We start from the raw sequence: 16,485 nt of genomic DNA on the forward strand, positions 1-16,485 counted from the left end.
CTTGCCAAAAAGCGTAACGCCGCCAGCGGGGTCCAGTTGCGACCGAATACCGAAACTTATTTTTGCGCGAGCCCTTACCCTCGCCCTGCTGCTGTTCCCGGCCGTCGGTGCCGCGGATAACCGGCTGGAGACCAGCGGCAAGGCGGGTATCGAGTTGCGCCTGTTCCCCCAGTCGCCGCAGTTCGCCGGACAGTACGACACAGCCAATCTCTCCGGATTCATCGAGCCACAGTTTTTCTACAGCTGGAACGATGAGGCGGACTACGTGAAATTCATCCCCTACCTGCGCTGGGACCAGCACGACCGGGAACGTCGCCACGGTGACATCCGCCAGCTGACCTGGAGCCATGTCGGCGAGGGCTGGGAGGTGCACAGCGGCATCAGCAAGGTGTTCTGGGGCGTCGCCGAGTTTCAGCACCTGGTGGACACCATCAACCAGACGGACGGGGTCGAGGATGTCGATGGCGAGGACAAGCTGGGGCAGCCCATGGTCCATCTCTCCCTGGCGCGGTCGTGGGGCATCCTGGATCTGTTCGCCCTACCCGGATTCCGCGAACGCACCTTCCCCGGGGCCGACGGGCGCCTGCGTAGCGGCCTGGTGGTGGACACTGACCAGGCGGCCTACGAGTCCGCGGCCGGCGACAGCCATCTGGACCTGGCGGCGCGCTGGAGCCGCACCCTGGGGGACTATGATATCGGCCTGCACTGGTTCCGCGGCACCAACCGGGAGCCGCTGCTGCGCGCCGGCACCGATACCGGCGGCAACCCGGTCCTGACCCCCTATTATGAGCAGATCAACCAGTTTGGCATGGACCTGCAAGCCACCCTGGATGACTGGCTGTGGAAACTGGAACTGCGCTGGCGCGACGGCCAGGACGACCCTTTCTGGGCGCTGCAGGGTGGCTTCGAGTACACCCTGTACGGCATCGCCGAAAGTGACACCGATCTCGGCCTGCTGCTGGAGTACGGCTGGGACGAACGCGGCCGCGACGCCACCGCCCAGGTGCAGAACGACCTCTTTTTCGGTACCCGCCTCGTCCTCAATGATGCCGACGGCAGCGAGCTGCTGGCCGGTATCGGCTATGACCTGGATTACCACAGCCACAGTCTGCAGGTGGAAGCCAGCCGTCGCCTCGGCAGCGGCTGGAAGGCCAGTCTCGACCTGCGACTGTTCTCCGGTGACGAGGCCAATGACCCGATCTCGGCGCTGCGCCGCGACGATCACCTTCAGCTTACCCTGGAACGCTATTTCTGATTTCCCACCGCGGAACAGGCTACAAGCCGCAAAACCCAGGGTAGGATGCCGGTGAGGCACGAACCGCATCAAGCCAGACCTGGAATGATGCGGTTCGCAAGCTCACCGGCATCCTACATCGCGGGGGAGCCCGGGAAAACCCCGGCCTACTCGCGGAAATCCCGCCGATTTTGTGAATTCACACAGGAAAATATTCAGCTCCGCCACACTTCAGCCGCTAAATTTAAAACAGAGAGACAGGGATCCACTACGGGGCCGGAGTCAAACCACGCATACACATGGACACATATGCTGGTGCCGAACGGTTTGACTCCGACTCCCTGATCATCGGGAGCCGCCATGGGCACCATTGATATCCAATACCGGTTTGGTCTGAAGAACGGGCACTCCGAGACCATTGATATCCGGCTGGATGACCGGACACTGGACCGGATCAATCTCGACGGGACGCCCCCGCCGGAATGGGCCGCGCTGGGCTTCCAACAGTGCCCGCACTGTCCGTTGGCGGGCCCGGAACATGCCCACTGTCCGGTGGCCGTCGGGCTGGCGGACATCGCCCACCGCTTCGACCACACCGTCTCCTACGACGAAATCGATCTGGAGGTGATCACCCAGGAGCGGCGGGTCACGCAGCACACCACGGTTCAGCGCGCCATCAGCTCGCTGCTGGGGCTGATCATCGCCACCTCCGGCTGCCCGCACACCGCCTATTTCAAACCCATGGCGCGCTTCCATCTCCCGCTCGCCTCGGAGGAGAACACCATCTACCGGGCGGCGGGCATGTACCTGCTGGCCCAGTTCTTCCTCAGAAAGGAGGATTCGCCCAACGACCCGGGGCTGCAGGGCCTGCGCCGGATCTATGAAAACCTGCACCAGGTGAATCTGCATATCGCCCGGCGCCTGAAGAGCGCGACCCTCACCGATTCCTCGGTCAACGCCATCGTGCTGCTCGACAGCTTCACCAGCACCCTGCCCTATGTGATCGAGGACCACCTCGACGAAATCACCTACCTGTTCACCGCCTATCACAGCGAGGCGTACCAGCAGATCCTGGCCGAGATCCATCCGGACACCGATCCGGAATAACCCTACATTCCTCGATTCAACCGCGAAGAACGCAAAGTGCGCAAAGAGATACAACGGCTAACTAATCACCCCATCCGCACAACGGAGACAGAGAGCACGGAGAAATCATAAAATTGCCTACTCCCTCGTCCGCGGGTCCGTAAACGGTGCATTGCCTCCTCAACTCCGTAAGCGGTACATCCTTGTACCACTCCTCCTGCACCACTCCTCCGGTCCAACCCGGCAGGTGAAGGACCAGAGGAATACGAGCCGGTATGTTCCTTCGCGTTCCTTGCGTCCTTGGCGGTTGAAATAAAGTTTTCAGGATAACGGGTTCGAGGTTCGAGCTACGGAACCCGCTACCTGCATCGCGGCGGGCATGACCCTACATAGATTGGACAGGTCAACCCAGCACCGAATCCCAGTCCTTCCATACCGGCTCGAATCCCTGCCGGCGGATCATCGCCGCCACCTCTTCGGGGGTGCGTTCATCGCTGATCTCGAACTGCTCCAGCGCCTCCTCCTCGATGGCGTAACCACCCGGTTCGGTCTTGGAGCCGGCACTCATGGAGGTGACCCCAAGCTTCAGCAGTTGATCACGGAACTCGGGCCGCTCCCGGGTGGAGAGGGAGATCTCCACATTTTCGCTATAGATCCGGTAAGCGCAGATCAGCTGCACAAAATCCCGGTCCGTGACGTCCACGTTGGGCGCCTGCACCCCGGCCGCCGGGCGCAGGCGCGGCAGCGAGACCGAGTACCTGGTCTGCCAGTACTGGCGCTCCAGATAACCCAGATGCAGGGCGACAAAGCCGGCGTCGGTGCGCCAATCCTCCAACCCCAGCAGGGTCCCCAGGCCGATCCGGTGAATCCCGGCCCGGCCCAGCCGGTCGGGGGTCTCCAGCCGGTAGACGAAGTTGCCCTTCTTGCCCTTGGGGTGGTACTGCCTGTAGTTGTCCCGGTGGTAGGTCTCCTGGTACAGCAGCACGCTGTTGAGGCCCTTTTGGATCAGCCGCTCGTAGTCGGCCTGCTCCAGCGCCTGCACCTCCATGGTGAGGTTGGCGAAATGGGGCCGGATCCACTCCAGCACCTGCTCGAAATAGTCCACCCCTACCGTGCGGTTGGCCTCGCCGGTCACCAGCAGCAGGTGCTCGAAGCCGTGGGCCTTGATCGCCGCCACCTCCTGCATGATCTGAAATCGATCCAGGGTGCGCCGCTCCAGCTTGTTGTGCACGCTGAAGCCGCAGTAGGTGCAGATGTTGTGACACTCGTTGGAGAGGTACATTGGGATATAGAGCTGGGTGGTGTTGCCGAAACGCTTGCGCGTCAGCCGGTAGCTGAGCTGCGCCATCTGCTCCAGGTAGGGTACCGCCGCCGGCGAGACCAGGGCACAGAAGTCATCCAGGTCACGCTTCCCTGGCCGGTTCAGCGCCCGCTCCACATCGGCGGCCTGCTTGCCGTTGATGCGCTCCGCCATCCCCTCCCAGCTATGCTGCTCAAAGATCGGTAAAAAGCTCATCACGTTCTCACTCCTGGCCGAGGAAGGCGGTCAACGGGCTGCTCGCCCTGGCTGCCTTGCCGACGCTGCCCAACCGGGCCTCGTAGGCCATGCGCCCGCACAGGGTGGCCATTCTGAACGCCGCGGCCATGGCCACCGGATCGCCGGCCACGGCAATGGCGGTATTCACCAGCACCGCGTCGGCGCCCATCTCCATCGCCTCAGCGGCCTGGGAGGGCGCGCCGATACCGGCATCCACCACCACCGGTACGCCGCTCTGCTCGATAATGATCTCCAGCATGGCGCGGGTCTGCAGCCCCTGATTGCTGCCGATGGGCGCCCCCAGGGGCATCACGGCGGCGGCACCGGCATCTTCCAGGCGCTTGCACAGCACCGGGTCGGCGTTGATATAGGGCAGCACGATGAAGCCCTCCCTGGCCAGGATCTCGGTGGCGGCCAGGGTCTCGATCGGATCCGGCAGCAGATAGCGCGGGTCGGGGTGGATCTCCAGCTTGAGCAGATTGGTCTGCAGCGCCTCGCGCGCCAGTTGCGCCGCCAGCACCGCCTCCTTGGCGGTGCGTACCCCCGAGGTGTTGGGCAGCAGCTTGACGCCGGGGATCTGCAGGTGGGAGACCACCTCGTCCTCCTGCTCCTGCAGCCGCACCCGGCGCAGCGCCACCGTCACCAGTTCGCTGCCGGAGGCGACCACCGCGTCGTGCATCAGTTGATTCGAGCCGAACTTGCCGGTACCGAGAAACAGCCGGGACTGAAAGGTGTGCCCGGCAATGTGTAAAGGTTCAGTTTTCATGGTTTACCCGTTCCTTGAATAACGAGAGAGACGTCGTCCCCGCTCAGCCGCCCTGCACTGGGGCGATCACCAGCACCCGATCCCGGTCCTGCAAGCGGTAATCGGACCATGCATCCTGACGGATCACGGTGTCGTTAACCGCCACCGCCACCTGGCGGCCGCCGGTCAGGCTGGCGAGTAGCGACGCAAGGGTCTGCCCGGAATCGATCCGGGTCTCTTCGTCATTCACATAGATATTCATACCCAGCCTCAGGCCTCTTTGTAGATCTCGCTGCCACCGGCGGTGAACTCCTGCGACTTCTCGCTCATGCCCACCTCGACGGCCATCGCCAGGTCGTCCAGCCCCTTCTTGTTGGTGTACTCGCGCACATCCTGGGAGATCTTCATGGAGCAGAACTTGGGCCCGCACATGGAGCAGAAGTGAGCCACCTTGGCAGAATCCTTGGGCAGGGTGGCGTCGTGATATTCCCGCGCCCGCTCCGGATCCAGGCCCAGGTTGAACTGGTCCTCCCAACGGAACTCGAAGCGCGCCTTGGACATGGCGTTGTCGCGGATCTGCGCGCCGGGATGCCCCTTGGCCAGATCCGCCGCGTGGGCGGCGATCTTGTAAGTAATGATGCCCACGCGCACGTCCTCCTTGTCCGGCAGGCCCAGGTGCTCCTTGGGGGTGACGTAGCAGAGCATGGCGCAGCCGTACCAGCCGATCATGGCGGCGCCGATGCCGGAGGTGATGTGGTCGTAGCCGGGGGCGATATCGGTCACCAGCGGACCGAGGGTGTAGAAGGGCGCCTCGTAGCACTCCTGCAACTCCTTGTCCATGTTCTCCTTGATCATCTGCATCGGCACGTGGCCCGGACCCTCGATCATCACCTGGACATCGTGCTCCCAGGCCTTCTTGGTCAGCTCGCCCAGGGTCTCCAGTTCGGCGAACTGGGCCTGGTCGTTGCCGTCGGCAATGGAGCCGGGGCGCAGCCCGTCACCCAGGGAGAAGGCGACGTCATAGGCCTTCATGATCTCGCAGATCTCGTCATAGCGGGTGTAGAGGAAGTTCTCCTGGTGGTGGGCCAGGCACCACTTGGCCATGATGGAGCCGCCACGGGAGACGATGCCGGTAACCCGCTGTGCGGTCATCGGCACGTAGCGCAGCAGCACCCCGGCGTGGATGGTGAAGTAGTCCACCCCCTGCTCCGCCTGCTCGATCAGGGTGTCGCGCATCACCTCCCAGGTCAGATCCTCGGCGATCCCGCCCACCTTCTCCAGCGCCTGGTAGATCGGCACGGTACCGATCGGCACCGGTGAGTTGCGCAGGATCCACTCCCGGGTCTCGTGGATATTCTTGCCGGTGGAGAGGTCCATGATGGTATCGGCGCCCCAGCGGATGCCCCAGGCCATCTTCTCCACCTCCTCCTCGATACTGGAGCCGAGCGCGGAGTTGCCGATATTGCCGTTGATCTTGACCAGGAAGTTGCGGCCGATGATCATCGGCTCCAGCTCGGTGTGGTTGATGTTGGCGGGGATGATGGCGCGGCCGCGCGCCACCTCGTCACGGACAAATTCCGCGGTGATCTCTTTTGGAATGGCCGCACCGAAGCTGAAACCGGGATGCTGTTGCTTGAGCAGCCCCTGCTCCCGCGCCTCCTGCAGGCGCATGTTCTCGCGCAGGGCGATGAACTCCATCTCCGGCGTGACGATGCCTTTCCGGGCATAGTGCATCTGGGTCACGTTGGCGCCGGATTTCGCCCGGCGCGGTTCACGCAAATGCTCGAAACGCAACGCATCCAACTCCGGGTTGGCTTTGCGCTGGCGGGTGAACTGGGAGCTGACCCCGGTCAGCCGTTCGGTGTCGCCCCGCTCCTCGATCCAGGTGCGACGAATCTCCGGCAGGCCGGAGCGCAGGTCGATGCTGACATCGGGATCGGTATAGATGCCGGAGGTGTCGTAGACCAGCACCGGAGCGTTCTTTTCGGCACCGAAACTGGCCGGGGTATCGGTGAGGGAGATCTCACGCATCGGCACCCGGATATCGGGGCGACTCCCCTGCAGATAGATCTTGCGGGAGCCGGGAAACGGCTCGACCGCCATGTTGGCGGTATCGACGGCGTGCACGGACTGCGTGTTGTCTTTGGATTGCATGGCGTTGCGTCCTCCACTAAGGATGGGTCAGACGAAACGGGGGAACTTGAATAAATAAGGAAGGAGTGTCGCTCTTGTTGAATCTGCCTAACAGAGCCAGCTTCCCTACGCCGGTATGACCCGGATCAGGTTCAAAGGGTATTTCTCAGCCACCTCCCGGTGGCACCCCCGCTTCTATCAGGACGGAGTATCCGCCCACATGCGGCACATGGTACAGCAAACCGCCGCGGCGCGGCAATGTGCAAACAACCCGGGCATCCGCGTGGGCACACACGATCGGGAGGGGTCGGAGTGACTCGTTCCCACGCTCAGAGACTGTGCAAGAATTCAGCGATCTCGCAGAAGCGGGTAGAATACGCAGAGAATTGTAGCCTGCCATAGGGTGGGCCGTGCCCGCCGACGGCGCCCGCAGGGCGCCCTATACCTGAATTGACTCCGACCCCTGAGTATATAGTCCATCAGAACTCCAGCCGCATCAGCAGTTCCGCCAGATCCGGCCGCCAGCCGAACTCCCTCAGTTTGACCCGGTTGTTCAGCACCACCACATCCTCCTCCTGCAGCCGCTGCTTCTGCCGCTCAGCCTGGGGCGACCCGGCCGGGAAGGCAATCCGCCCGTCACTCCGGAGCACCCGGTACCAGGGCACGGTCATGTCGTCCGGCACCTCGCCCAGGGCACGACCCACCAGGCGGGCGCGCCCCGGCAGACCGGCCAGATCCGCCACCTGCCCGTAACTGGCCACCCGCCCTTCCGGTATCGCCTCCACGGTGCGCCAGATACGTTGATAGTTATTCACCTGCCTACCCATTCCCGGTTCCATTCAGGTCGATAATATTAGCCGCGAGGAGTGGTGCAAGGAAGCACCGTTCGCGGACCTAAGGATGGAATGAACGCAAATCTGGACAATTCGCTCCACGAGGTCTCCTCCCGGTCCCGGATTGGTAAAGGATCATTACTCTCGCCATCTGTGAGCGGGTATAGTCGCGTAGGGTGGTCACCTGGCACCTTCCGCATCCGGGCGTAGGATGGGTGGAGCGCCCCCATGAACTCTCCGCCGGCTCCCACTCCGGCGCGCAACCCATCGCGCACCTGCATCCGCACCCGAAGATGGGTTACGGCGCGCCCGACCGCCGCGAACAGCCGTCAACAAGGGTGCCGCGCCTCCACCCATCCTACACGCTCAGTTGCAGACACCGGGCAGAGCCGGGGAATTAGCCCAGGAATTTATTCGCGTTCATTTGCGTTCATTCGCGGCTAACAAAGGGCCATGGAACACCCAACGGCTCTTTTGTTGCAGCGCACAAACATAGGCGATACACTCACCGGAACAAGACTAACCGTTCGCTGGGAGCGACTATGATGCGTCGAGTGGTGTTCAATCAGAAGGGCGGCGTGGGCAAATCCACCATCACCTGCAACCTGGCCGCCATCAGCGCGGCCCGCGGCAAGCGCACCCTGGTGATCGACCTGGACCCGCAGGGCAATTCGACCCGCTACCTGATGGGCACCCATCCGGCCGAACTGAGCGACACCCTGGTGGATTTTTTCAAGGAGATCCTCTCCTACACCTTCAAGCCCAAGGGGCCCGCCGGGTACATCCATGAGACGCCGTTCGAGCATCTCTACCTGATGCCGGCCCATCCGGAACTGGAGGAGCAGCAGGGAAAGCTGGAGTCGCGCTATAAAATGTTCAAACTGCGGGACGCCCTGCAGACGCTGGAGGGGTTCGATGAGATTTACATCGACACGCCACCGGCCCTCAACTTCTACACCCGTTCCGCGCTGATCGCCGCCAATGCCTGCCTGATACCATTCGATTGCGACGACTTCTCCCGCCATGCACTCTATACCCTGCTCGGCAATGTGCGGGAGATCCAGGATGACCACAACGGCGAGCTGGCGATCGAAGGTATCGTGGTCAACCAGTTCCAGGCCCGCGCCCGGCTGCCCCAGACCCTGGTCGATGAACTGGTCGCCGAGGGGCTGCCGATCCTGCACACCTATCTCTCCCCATCCATACGCATCCGGGAATCCCACCAGAGTGCGCGCCCCATGATCCACTTTGATCCGCGCCACAAGCTGACCCGGGAGTATGAAGCGCTCTACGCCGCACTCGCCCAGGAGGGGTGATAGCAACCGGCTTCCCAAAATGTCAGCCTGACCACGGGAGCCACCCTCCGACACCGTATCGGCCCGGTTTTAGCGATCATTATAAGTGACCGGCCTCACACCCTCGAACCGTTCGACTCCCGGGGTTTGTGACGCGTCACAAAATACGGCCTCCTGCCCGCGGACCTGACCCGGGGTTAAGTTTTTCTTAAGTTTGTTTCTTTAGAGTGCCTCGCGACACAGCAGAGAGGTACCAGCCATGAAACAGACTCTACGGGACTATCGCTCACCCGGCTCGGCCGTACCGACCCAGATCGGACTCAGGAAGCACCAGGACAAAGGTCGTGTGGAGGCCGAACAGTTCGTCCGGGACATTTTTTATCGACTGCACAATGCCCGGGTGACCCAATTCATGCCGATCCTGATGGATCTGCGCGATGACGCCGGCGAGTTGCTCGGGGTATTGGGACTTCGCGAGGCAACCGACACGGAACTGTTCCTGGAGCATTACCTGGAGCAGCCGGTGGAGCGGGTGTTGGGCGTCGTGCTGGATGAACCGGTGGAACGCCACGACATCGTCGAAGTGGGCAACCTCGCTGTGGCCTCGAGCGGTGGCGGTCGCTGGTTGATCACGGCCCTGACATCATTCCTGTATGCCATGCACCGGGGCTGGGTGGTATTTACCTGCGGTCCGACACTGCGCAACTCCTTCCGGCGCATGGGAATCCGGTTGCACGATCTGGGTCCCGCCAACCCGGACCGCCTCTCCGCCACCGAGGCGGCGCGCTGGGGACGCTACTATGAGCAGTCTCCCCGCGTCATGGCCAGCCGGGTATCCCAGGCCTACCAGGTGCTGGCAGTGCTGTTCGACCGGGAGTGCGCCTTGAACGCCCTGTGGCAATGCGCGGCGGTGACAGGCGGGCGTACCCGGTGGATCTGATCGCCCGCATTCGCCAGCATGCCGCTGAAACCCCACAGCGCAACGCGCTTGAAGGGCCGGAAGGCCACATCGGTTACGCGGAATTGGCCCGGCGCATCGAGCACCTGGCTGGGGAACTGCGCCAGCGGCGGGTCATTACTCTCGCCCTGGCCCTGGAAAACGGACCCGCCTGGGTGCTGCTTGACCTGGCCGCCCTGCTGGCCGGTGTCTGCCTGGTGCCACTACCACCGTTCTTCTCCACCGGCCAGATGCGCCATGCCCTGAGCCTCTCCGGTGCCCAGGCGCTGGTCACCGACCGGCCGGAACTCCTGTGCGGACGTCTCGACCTGCCCCCGGCCGGGGATCCGCTGAACTTGACCGGCCCGCCACTGACCTGGATCAACCTGCCCGGCAACGGGGATCTGGTGCCTGCGGGGATATGCAAGATCACCTTCACCTCCGGCACCACCGGCGAACCCAAGGGGGTGATGCTGGGTTGGCAACACATTCAGCCGGTGGTGCGTTCGCTGGCCGAGGCGGTGGAGGTAACCAGGGATGACCGCCATCTGGCGCTGACCCCGCTTGCCGTGTTGCTGGAAAACATCGCCGGCGTCTACGTCCCGCTCTGGAGCGGGGCTACCGTCGTCGTACCGGATGGCGCCGCGGTGGGACTGGCCGGTTCCTCCCGCCTGAACGCGGCGGCCATGATCGGTGCCCTGCAACAACACCGCGCCAGCACCGCCATCTTCTCGCCACAAACCCTGCAGGGGATGGTCGAGGCGATTGAGTCCGGCCTGCCGGCACCGGACCGGCTGCGCTTTGCTGCCATTGGCGGCGCCCCCCTGTCCCCCAGACTGCTGCAACGGGCCACCCGACTCGGTCTGCCGATATACGAGGGTTACGGTTTGTCCGAATGCGCCTCGGTGGTCTGCCTGAATACCCCGAAACACAACCGGCCGGGAACGGTTGGTCGCGCCCTGCCGCACGCCCGCATCAGAATTACCGGAGATGGCGAGGTGCGGATTGCGGGGGCGGGATTTGCCGGCTACCTGGGAGACACAACCACGCCCCCTGCTCCCTGGCCCAGCGGTGATATCGGCGCTCTGGATGCCGACGGGTTTCTCCGTTTACGCGGCCGGCGGCGAGATGTATTCATCACCGCCTTCGGCCGCAATATCTCGCCGGAGTGGGTGGAACGCGAGTTGACCCTGGAGTCGCCCATCCATCAGGCGGTGATTTTCGGCGAAGCCAGACCCCGCAACATGGCAATCATCCATCCCGCCCCGGGCGCCACCCCGGACGCCCTGACCGACGCTATTGGAAAGGTCAACGCCGACCTCCCCGATTATGCCCGCATCGCCGGCTGGATCACGGCATCCGAATCCTTCACCCCGGCCAATGGCCTGCTGACCGGAACCGGGCGGGTTCGCCGCCAGGCGATCTACAACCAGTACCGACAACAGATTGAAAATCTCTATGAGGAGCACGCAACATGAGCGACTTTTATCAACGACTGCTGACCGAGACAGAGCAGGAACGCGAGGAATTGCTGGCCATCCCCTTCGTGCAGCACGGCTGGAGAGGCGAGCTGTCGCTGGAGAGCTATGTCGCCTTCCTCACCCAGGCCTACCACCATGTAAAGCAGACCACACCGCTGCTGATGGCCTGCGGCTCACGCATTCCCCACGACAGCGAATGGCTGCGTGACGCCATGGCGGAATATATCGAGGAGGAACTGGGCCATCAGGAGTGGATTCTCAACGACATCCGCGCTTGCGGCGACGATCCCGAGACGGTGCGCCACGGCGCACCGGGCATGGCCGCGGAGCTCATGTGCGCCTATGCCTATCACATCATTGACCGCCTCAATCCGGTCGGTTTTCTGGGCATGGTACTGGTGCTGGAGGGCACCAGCGTGCGCCTGGCCACGGAGGCGGCCGCGGCGCTGCAAGAGAACCTCGGGCTGCCAAAAGAGGCATTCAGCTATCTCAACAGCCATGGCTCGCTGGATATCTCGCACATGAATTTCTACCAGGGGTTGATGAACCGCCTGGAGAACAGCGCCGATCAGGCATTTGTCATCCACACCGCGAAACGCTTTTACAAACTGTACGGCGACCTGTTCCGCACCCTGCCCCTGTCGCTGAATCCGCGAACCCGGGCCCATGCGGGCGTCGCATGATGGATACGGGCATTTTTCCATCCCTATTCCTGCATCACCTCCTGTCCGATCCGGCATCCTGGAGTGGACTCTCAACCGCCCTGCTGCAAAGCCTGCAGGTGGTGGTGATAGTGGCAGGCCTGTGCGGACTGGTTTTACCGCCGTTCAGGCGAGCCGCATCCCGGTGATGCCGAAAAGCGAATCGCATCCACAACCACAGGAAGTAGGGAACATGATGGACAAGAACTTGAAAACCGTCCGCCCCGGCCCGGGACTGGTCCTGCTGACACGGCTGTTCCATCTGCCGTTCGGTTTCGGCTCGGTCGCTGTGGCAGGAAGCGAGCTGCAGGATGTCACCACATGAAGCTCACGGGGAAGAATGTACTGCTCACCGGGGCGGCCGGTGGTATCGGCGCTCGGCTGGCGCAGGAGTTGGTCAGACGCGGTGCACGGGTGGCCCTGGTCGGTCGCAAGGCAAATGCCCTGGCGCAACTGCAGGCGCGGATAGCGGACAGTGGTGGAGAGGCGGTTGTGGTGACGGCCGATCTGTCGGACACAGCCCGGCTTGGCGAAGTGGTGGCCCGCTGCCACGACGCCCTGGGTGGCATCGACCTCCTGATCAATGTAGCCGGCCAGCTCAGCTTCCGCCCGTTCGACGAAGAGGACCCGGCGGTGCTGGAACGGATCATCCGCCTCAACCTGGTCACCCCCATGCTGCTGACCCGCGCGCTGCTACCGCAACTGCGGGAGCGGGGCGGCCGGATTATCAATATCGGATCGACCTTCGGCGCGATCGGGTTCGCCTGGTTCAGCGCCTACTCGGCAAGCAAATTCGGCCTGCGCGGTTTCTCCGAGGCGCTGCGGCGTGAACTGGAGGGGAGCGGCGTGGGGGTTAGCTATATCGCCCCCCGGGCCGTGCGTACCCCGTTCAACACGGGAGCCATCTACCGCATGGCCGAGGCGGTGGGGATGCATATGGATGAGCCGGCCTGGGTGGTGAAGCAGATCGTTAGCGCCATTGAGCGCGATACGCCGGAGGCGCACCTGGGCTTTCCGGAGAAGCTGTTTGCCCGCATCAACGCCGTACTACCGCGCCTGGTGGATGCCGCCCTGCGCAAGCAGAACCGGGCCATGGAGGCCTTTGCCAGGGGCGTCGATCAGGAATGAGCGGATCGGCGTCCGCGGGGGTGATAAATGCGGGTTCACTGCTGTCCCATAAACTCCCTCTCCCTCCGGGAGACGGTTGGGGTGAGGGGATTGGATAAGGTAACTCGTTGATTATTTGAACCCCCTCATCCTGTCCTTCTCCCTGGGGAAGAAGGGACGCACTCATTGCCTTTGCCTGTCTTCGAGTTTCGTTGTTGATTTCAATATCATTCATAAACAACGGGGCGTAATGGCACAATGCAGGATTTTGTGGGACAGCAGTGATGCGGGTTAATTAATGGACCGGTTCCGGAAAACGGGCGGACAGCGTCTGGATAAAATCCCTGGAAAACCGGTCCACACCCAGCTGCCTGGCCTGCCGTATCGTCTCCCAGGCGGCCGCATAATCCCCCTGCCGATAGAGCGACCACGCCCAGCGTTGCCAGATCGGGGCAAAGCGGTCATCAAGCGCCACGGCCTCGGCAAACCGGGCGTTGGCCGCGGCGAACAGGGTTGTGGCCTCGCCCGATCCGGCACGCTCACCCAGCAGTGAATAGACCGTTCCCAGGTCGCCCAGCAGCGCCGGCTTCGGGTAGGGGTCATCGAGTATCGCCAGGGCCTTTTGCAGATGCGGCAACGCCTCCGCCGGCTGCTCCCTGACCACCAGCACCTGGGCGAAGCCCCAGTAGACCTGGTAGTTGTCCGGGTTCAGCAGCCAGGCCTGGTTGAGACGTCGCATGGCGCCATCGGCATCGCCCAGCCCCAGGAGATCGAATGCCTGTTGCGACCACTCCCGGCCGGCCCGTGTCAGGTCGCCCCGGTAACGGTATGAAATCTGTCTGATAAAGGCCGCATCCTCCCGTTGCAGATAATCGGAGCGCACCAACTCGGGCTGACCGTACATCGGCAGGGCCTCGATCGCCTCCTTCTCCGCCACCGTCATGCAGCCGGCCAACAGCAGCACGATCAGCAGCCAGGCAGGGTTTCCATGCATGCTCAACTCAAGCCTGTTCGCGCAGGCGCGCGATACGGTCTTCTATTTTCGGATGGGTGCGGAACAGATCGCTCAGCCCCTTGCCGCCGGAGATGCCGAAGGCCGCCAACTGGTCCGGCAACCCCTCGGTCTGCTGTACCCCCCCGAGCCGGGCCAGGGAGTTGATCATACTGTTGCGGCCGGCCAGTTTGGCACCCCCCGCATCGGCCCGGTACTCGCGCTGGCGCGAAAACCAGAAGACAATGATGCTGGCCAGGATGCCCAGCACCAGTTCGGCCACGATGGTGGTGATCCAGAAGGCCGGCCCGTGACCACGTTCGGTCTTGAACACTACCCGGTCCACCAGGTGCCCCACCACCCGCGAGAGCACGATCACGAAGGTGTTCACCACCCCCTGGATCAGCGCCATGGTCACCATGTCGCCGTTGGCCACGTGGCTCACCTCGTGCCCCAGCACCGCCTCCACCTCGGCGCGGTCCATCTGTTGCAGCAGCCCGCTGCTGACCGCCACCAGGGCCTTGTTGCGGTTCCAGCCGGTGGCGAAGGCATTCATCTCCGCCCCGTCATAGATCGCCACCTCCGGCATGCCGATGCCGGCCTGTTGCGCCTGACGTTGCACCGTGCTTACCAGCCACTGCTCGGACGGGGACGCGGGGGTCTCGATCACCCGCAGCCCCATCATGCGCTTGGCGGTCCACTTGGAGATGAACAGCGAGATCAGCGAACCGCCAAATCCCAGCACGGCGGCAAAAATGATCAGGGCGTTCATATCCAGGCCCACCCCCTGCTGGTCCAGGATCCGCTCCACGCCCAACAGGCGCAAGGTCACGGACAGCACCGCGAGCACGGCCAGGTTGGTGGCGAGAAAAAGAACAATGCGCTTCATCTGTCGGAACTCCATGTTATCAAGGACGACACAGCAAATAGGGCTTGAGCCGGGTGTTCGCAAGAATGTATCAGGGGCTTGCCGCAGGAGGCAACGGTTTGCGTTTGGATTCAGGGGGTGGGTTGGTATGTTGGGGTGCAAAAAACATTGACTGCTTATGAGAAATAACACCGGCGGTTAACCCGGTCCGCCCCCTGCCCCCGCGGGCCGGTAAAGCGGCAAACTCCGAAGGATCATTTCGATGCCTCAAACGCTATGCTATGCTGCCGTAAGATCGCAAAATCGGTGTCGATATGGAATGTTGCTCAAGGAGACCGTCCGGGATCACCCGCCACTCGTATGCCCCTTGCCTCAAGCGTCGGGCCTGTGCGCACCTCAATAACCAGCCCGGCCTGTCGCCCCGGGGATTGAACAATGGTGGCTGATACCGGTTCGACCCCGGCCAGTCGCGCAAGCACCGATCGCGGTGCGCGGCTCCTGGCGCTCATCCTGTGCCTGCCTTTCGCCACCGCCGCCCAGGCGGCCGCCCCACCCGAGGCGTTGAAGAACGGCGGTTTCTGGAGCATCCAGTTCGAGAACGACCTCTGGGGTAGTGGCGGCGACCAGTCATACAGCCACGGTACCGAGATCGCCTACCTCTCCCTCGACGGCCCGCCGGACTGGCTGACGCGCCTGGGAAGGGGGCTCCCGTTCTTCCGCATGGGAGATGTGACCGCGGTGCAGTACGCCGTGGGGCAGAAAATATTCACCCCCGAGAATATCGAGAGCCGGGAATTGCTGGTCGATGACCGGCCCTATGCCGGCTGGCTGTACGGCCACGCCACGCTGTTGTCACGCTACGTGGATGAGCCCGATCTGCAGGTGGGCAACATGCTCGGCATCACGCTGGGTATGGTGGGTCCCAGCGCCCAGGCCGGTGACGTGCAGAAGGGTTTTCACGAACTGATCGGCAGCAACAAACCCAATGGCTGGCATAACCAGTTGAAGGACGAACCGGGCATCCTGCTCACCTACACCCGCCGCTGGCAGTATTTCCACCGCTTTCCGGGGGGACTCGAATTCGAGACCTCGCCCCACCTGGTCGGCGCCCTGGGCAATGTCTACACCTATGCGGGCGGCGGCATGATGCTGCGGCTTGGCAAGGGATTGCGCAACGATATCGGCCCGCCCAACATCGGCCCCGGGTTCCCCGGCATCCCCTACCTGCGACCATCCCGGGAGGCCAACTGGTACCTCTTCGCCGGGATCGAGGGCCGCGCCGTGGCGCGTAATATATTCCTCGATGGCAACAGTTTCAGGGACAGCCACAGCGTCGACAAGAAGCCCCTGGTGGCCGATCTGCAGTTCGGCTTCGCCTTCCATATCGACAATATCCGCCTGGCCATCAGCAATGTCTGGCGCAGCCGTGAATTCGAGGGGCAGCCGGAGCACGTGCGCTTCGGTGCAATCAATATTTCTTTTTTCGTGCCTTATTGATCCCCGGGCGTAACTACTCACGGGGTGATTGACCTACCTT

16 protein-coding genes and 1 riboswitch are annotated in these 16,485 nt (G+C 63.0%); of the genes, 9 read left to right on the forward strand and 7 right to left on the reverse strand.

Annotated elements, in window-relative coordinates:
- Window position 1: 1 nt before the first annotated feature.
- Both NPX02_RS00645 and NPX02_RS00650 read left to right on the forward strand, forming a co-directional pair.
- Entirely contained in the window at window positions 2-1,255 is a 1,254-nt protein-coding gene (locus NPX02_RS00645; protein ID WP_260291177.1) for a hypothetical protein, read from the forward strand.
- 339 nt (window positions 1,256-1,594) lie between these two features.
- Window positions 1,595-2,341 (forward strand): DUF6901 family protein, encoded by a 747-nt coding sequence (locus NPX02_RS00650; RefSeq protein WP_260291178.1) that lies wholly within the window; start codon window positions 1,595-1,597, stop codon window positions 2,339-2,341.
- Between the two features lie 382 nt (window positions 2,342-2,723).
- Here the strand turns inward: NPX02_RS00650 and thiH are convergent, their stop codons facing one another.
- From thiH to NPX02_RS00675, 5 genes are all read right to left on the reverse strand, one after another.
- On the reverse strand, window positions 2,724-3,836 hold the full coding sequence (thiH, locus tag NPX02_RS00655; RefSeq protein ID WP_260291179.1) for a 2-iminoacetate synthase ThiH: 1,113 nt from the start codon (window positions 3,834-3,836) through the stop codon (window positions 2,724-2,726).
- Window positions 3,837-3,843: 7 nt separating this feature from the next.
- Window positions 3,844-4,623 (reverse strand): thiazole synthase, encoded by a 780-nt coding sequence (locus NPX02_RS00660; RefSeq protein ID WP_260291180.1) that lies wholly within the window; start codon window positions 4,621-4,623, stop codon window positions 3,844-3,846.
- Between the two features lie 43 nt (window positions 4,624-4,666).
- Window positions 4,667-4,864 (reverse strand): sulfur carrier protein ThiS, encoded by a 198-nt coding sequence (gene thiS, locus NPX02_RS00665; protein ID WP_260291181.1) that lies wholly within the window; start codon window positions 4,862-4,864, stop codon window positions 4,667-4,669.
- Window positions 4,865-4,872: 8 nt separating this feature from the next.
- A complete protein-coding gene (thiC, locus tag NPX02_RS00670) occupies window positions 4,873-6,756 on the reverse strand; it encodes a phosphomethylpyrimidine synthase ThiC (RefSeq protein ID WP_305792682.1) in 1,884 nt (627 codons plus the stop codon).
- An 84-nt stretch (window positions 6,757-6,840) separates the two neighbouring features.
- A riboswitch (TPP riboswitch) is annotated at window positions 6,841-6,936 on the reverse strand.
- Window positions 6,937-7,214: 278 nt separating this feature from the next.
- Window positions 7,215-7,550, reverse strand: a complete 336-nt coding sequence (locus NPX02_RS00675) for an MGMT family protein (protein ID WP_260291182.1) — start codon at window positions 7,548-7,550, stop codon at window positions 7,215-7,217.
- Window positions 7,551-8,110: 560 nt separating this feature from the next.
- Here NPX02_RS00675 and NPX02_RS00680 point away from each other — a divergent pair.
- The 6 genes from NPX02_RS00680 (at window position 8,111) to NPX02_RS00705 (ending at window position 13,110) form a co-directional block, all read left to right on the forward strand.
- Window positions 8,111-8,884 (forward strand): ParA family protein, encoded by a 774-nt coding sequence (locus tag NPX02_RS00680; RefSeq protein ID WP_470423636.1) that lies wholly within the window; start codon window positions 8,111-8,113, stop codon window positions 8,882-8,884.
- Between the two features lie 238 nt (window positions 8,885-9,122).
- Window positions 9,123-9,803 (forward strand): thermostable hemolysin, encoded by a 681-nt coding sequence (locus NPX02_RS00685; RefSeq protein WP_260291183.1) that lies wholly within the window; start codon window positions 9,123-9,125, stop codon window positions 9,801-9,803.
- Window positions 9,794-11,278, forward strand: a complete 1,485-nt coding sequence (locus tag NPX02_RS00690; protein WP_260291184.1) for an AMP-binding protein — start codon at window positions 9,794-9,796, stop codon at window positions 11,276-11,278. The genes NPX02_RS00685 and NPX02_RS00690 overlap by 10 nt, the downstream gene beginning before the upstream one ends.
- The gene (locus NPX02_RS00695) at window positions 11,275-11,964 is read left to right on the forward strand and encodes a TenA family transcriptional regulator (protein WP_260291185.1); all 690 of its coding nucleotides are present in this window, start codon (window positions 11,275-11,277) and stop codon (window positions 11,962-11,964) included. Before NPX02_RS00690 ends, NPX02_RS00695 begins: the two co-directional genes overlap by 4 nt.
- A gap of 211 nt (window positions 11,965-12,175) precedes the next feature.
- The gene (locus NPX02_RS00700; protein ID WP_260291186.1) at window positions 12,176-12,307 is read left to right on the forward strand and encodes a hypothetical protein; all 132 of its coding nucleotides are present in this window, start codon (window positions 12,176-12,178) and stop codon (window positions 12,305-12,307) included.
- On the forward strand, window positions 12,304-13,110 hold the full coding sequence (locus NPX02_RS00705; RefSeq protein ID WP_260291187.1) for an SDR family oxidoreductase: 807 nt from the start codon (window positions 12,304-12,306) through the stop codon (window positions 13,108-13,110). The genes NPX02_RS00700 and NPX02_RS00705 overlap by 4 nt, the downstream gene beginning before the upstream one ends.
- Window positions 13,111-13,384: 274 nt before the next feature.
- Here the strand turns inward: NPX02_RS00705 and NPX02_RS00710 are convergent, their stop codons facing one another.
- Both NPX02_RS00710 and htpX read right to left on the reverse strand, forming a co-directional pair.
- Window positions 13,385-14,083: a tetratricopeptide repeat protein gene (locus NPX02_RS00710; protein WP_260291188.1), complete on the reverse strand. Its 699-nt coding sequence runs from the start codon at window positions 14,081-14,083 to the stop codon at window positions 13,385-13,387.
- 7 nt (window positions 14,084-14,090) lie between these two features.
- Complete coding sequence (gene htpX, locus NPX02_RS00715) at window positions 14,091-14,969, reverse strand: protease HtpX (protein WP_260291189.1); 879 nt, start codon at window positions 14,967-14,969, stop codon at window positions 14,091-14,093.
- A 414-nt stretch (window positions 14,970-15,383) separates the two neighbouring features.
- On the opposite strand from htpX, the gene NPX02_RS00720 reads away from it, so the two are divergent.
- The gene (locus NPX02_RS00720; RefSeq protein WP_260291190.1) at window positions 15,384-16,445 is read left to right on the forward strand and encodes a lipid A deacylase LpxR family protein; all 1,062 of its coding nucleotides are present in this window, start codon (window positions 15,384-15,386) and stop codon (window positions 16,443-16,445) included.
- Window positions 16,446-16,485 lie beyond the last annotated feature (40 nt).

The sequence above is a fragment of the Sedimenticola hydrogenitrophicus genome (assembly GCF_025175675.1).
GTDB classification, from domain to species: Bacteria; Pseudomonadota; Gammaproteobacteria; order Chromatiales; family Chromatiaceae; genus Sedimenticola; species Sedimenticola hydrogenitrophicus.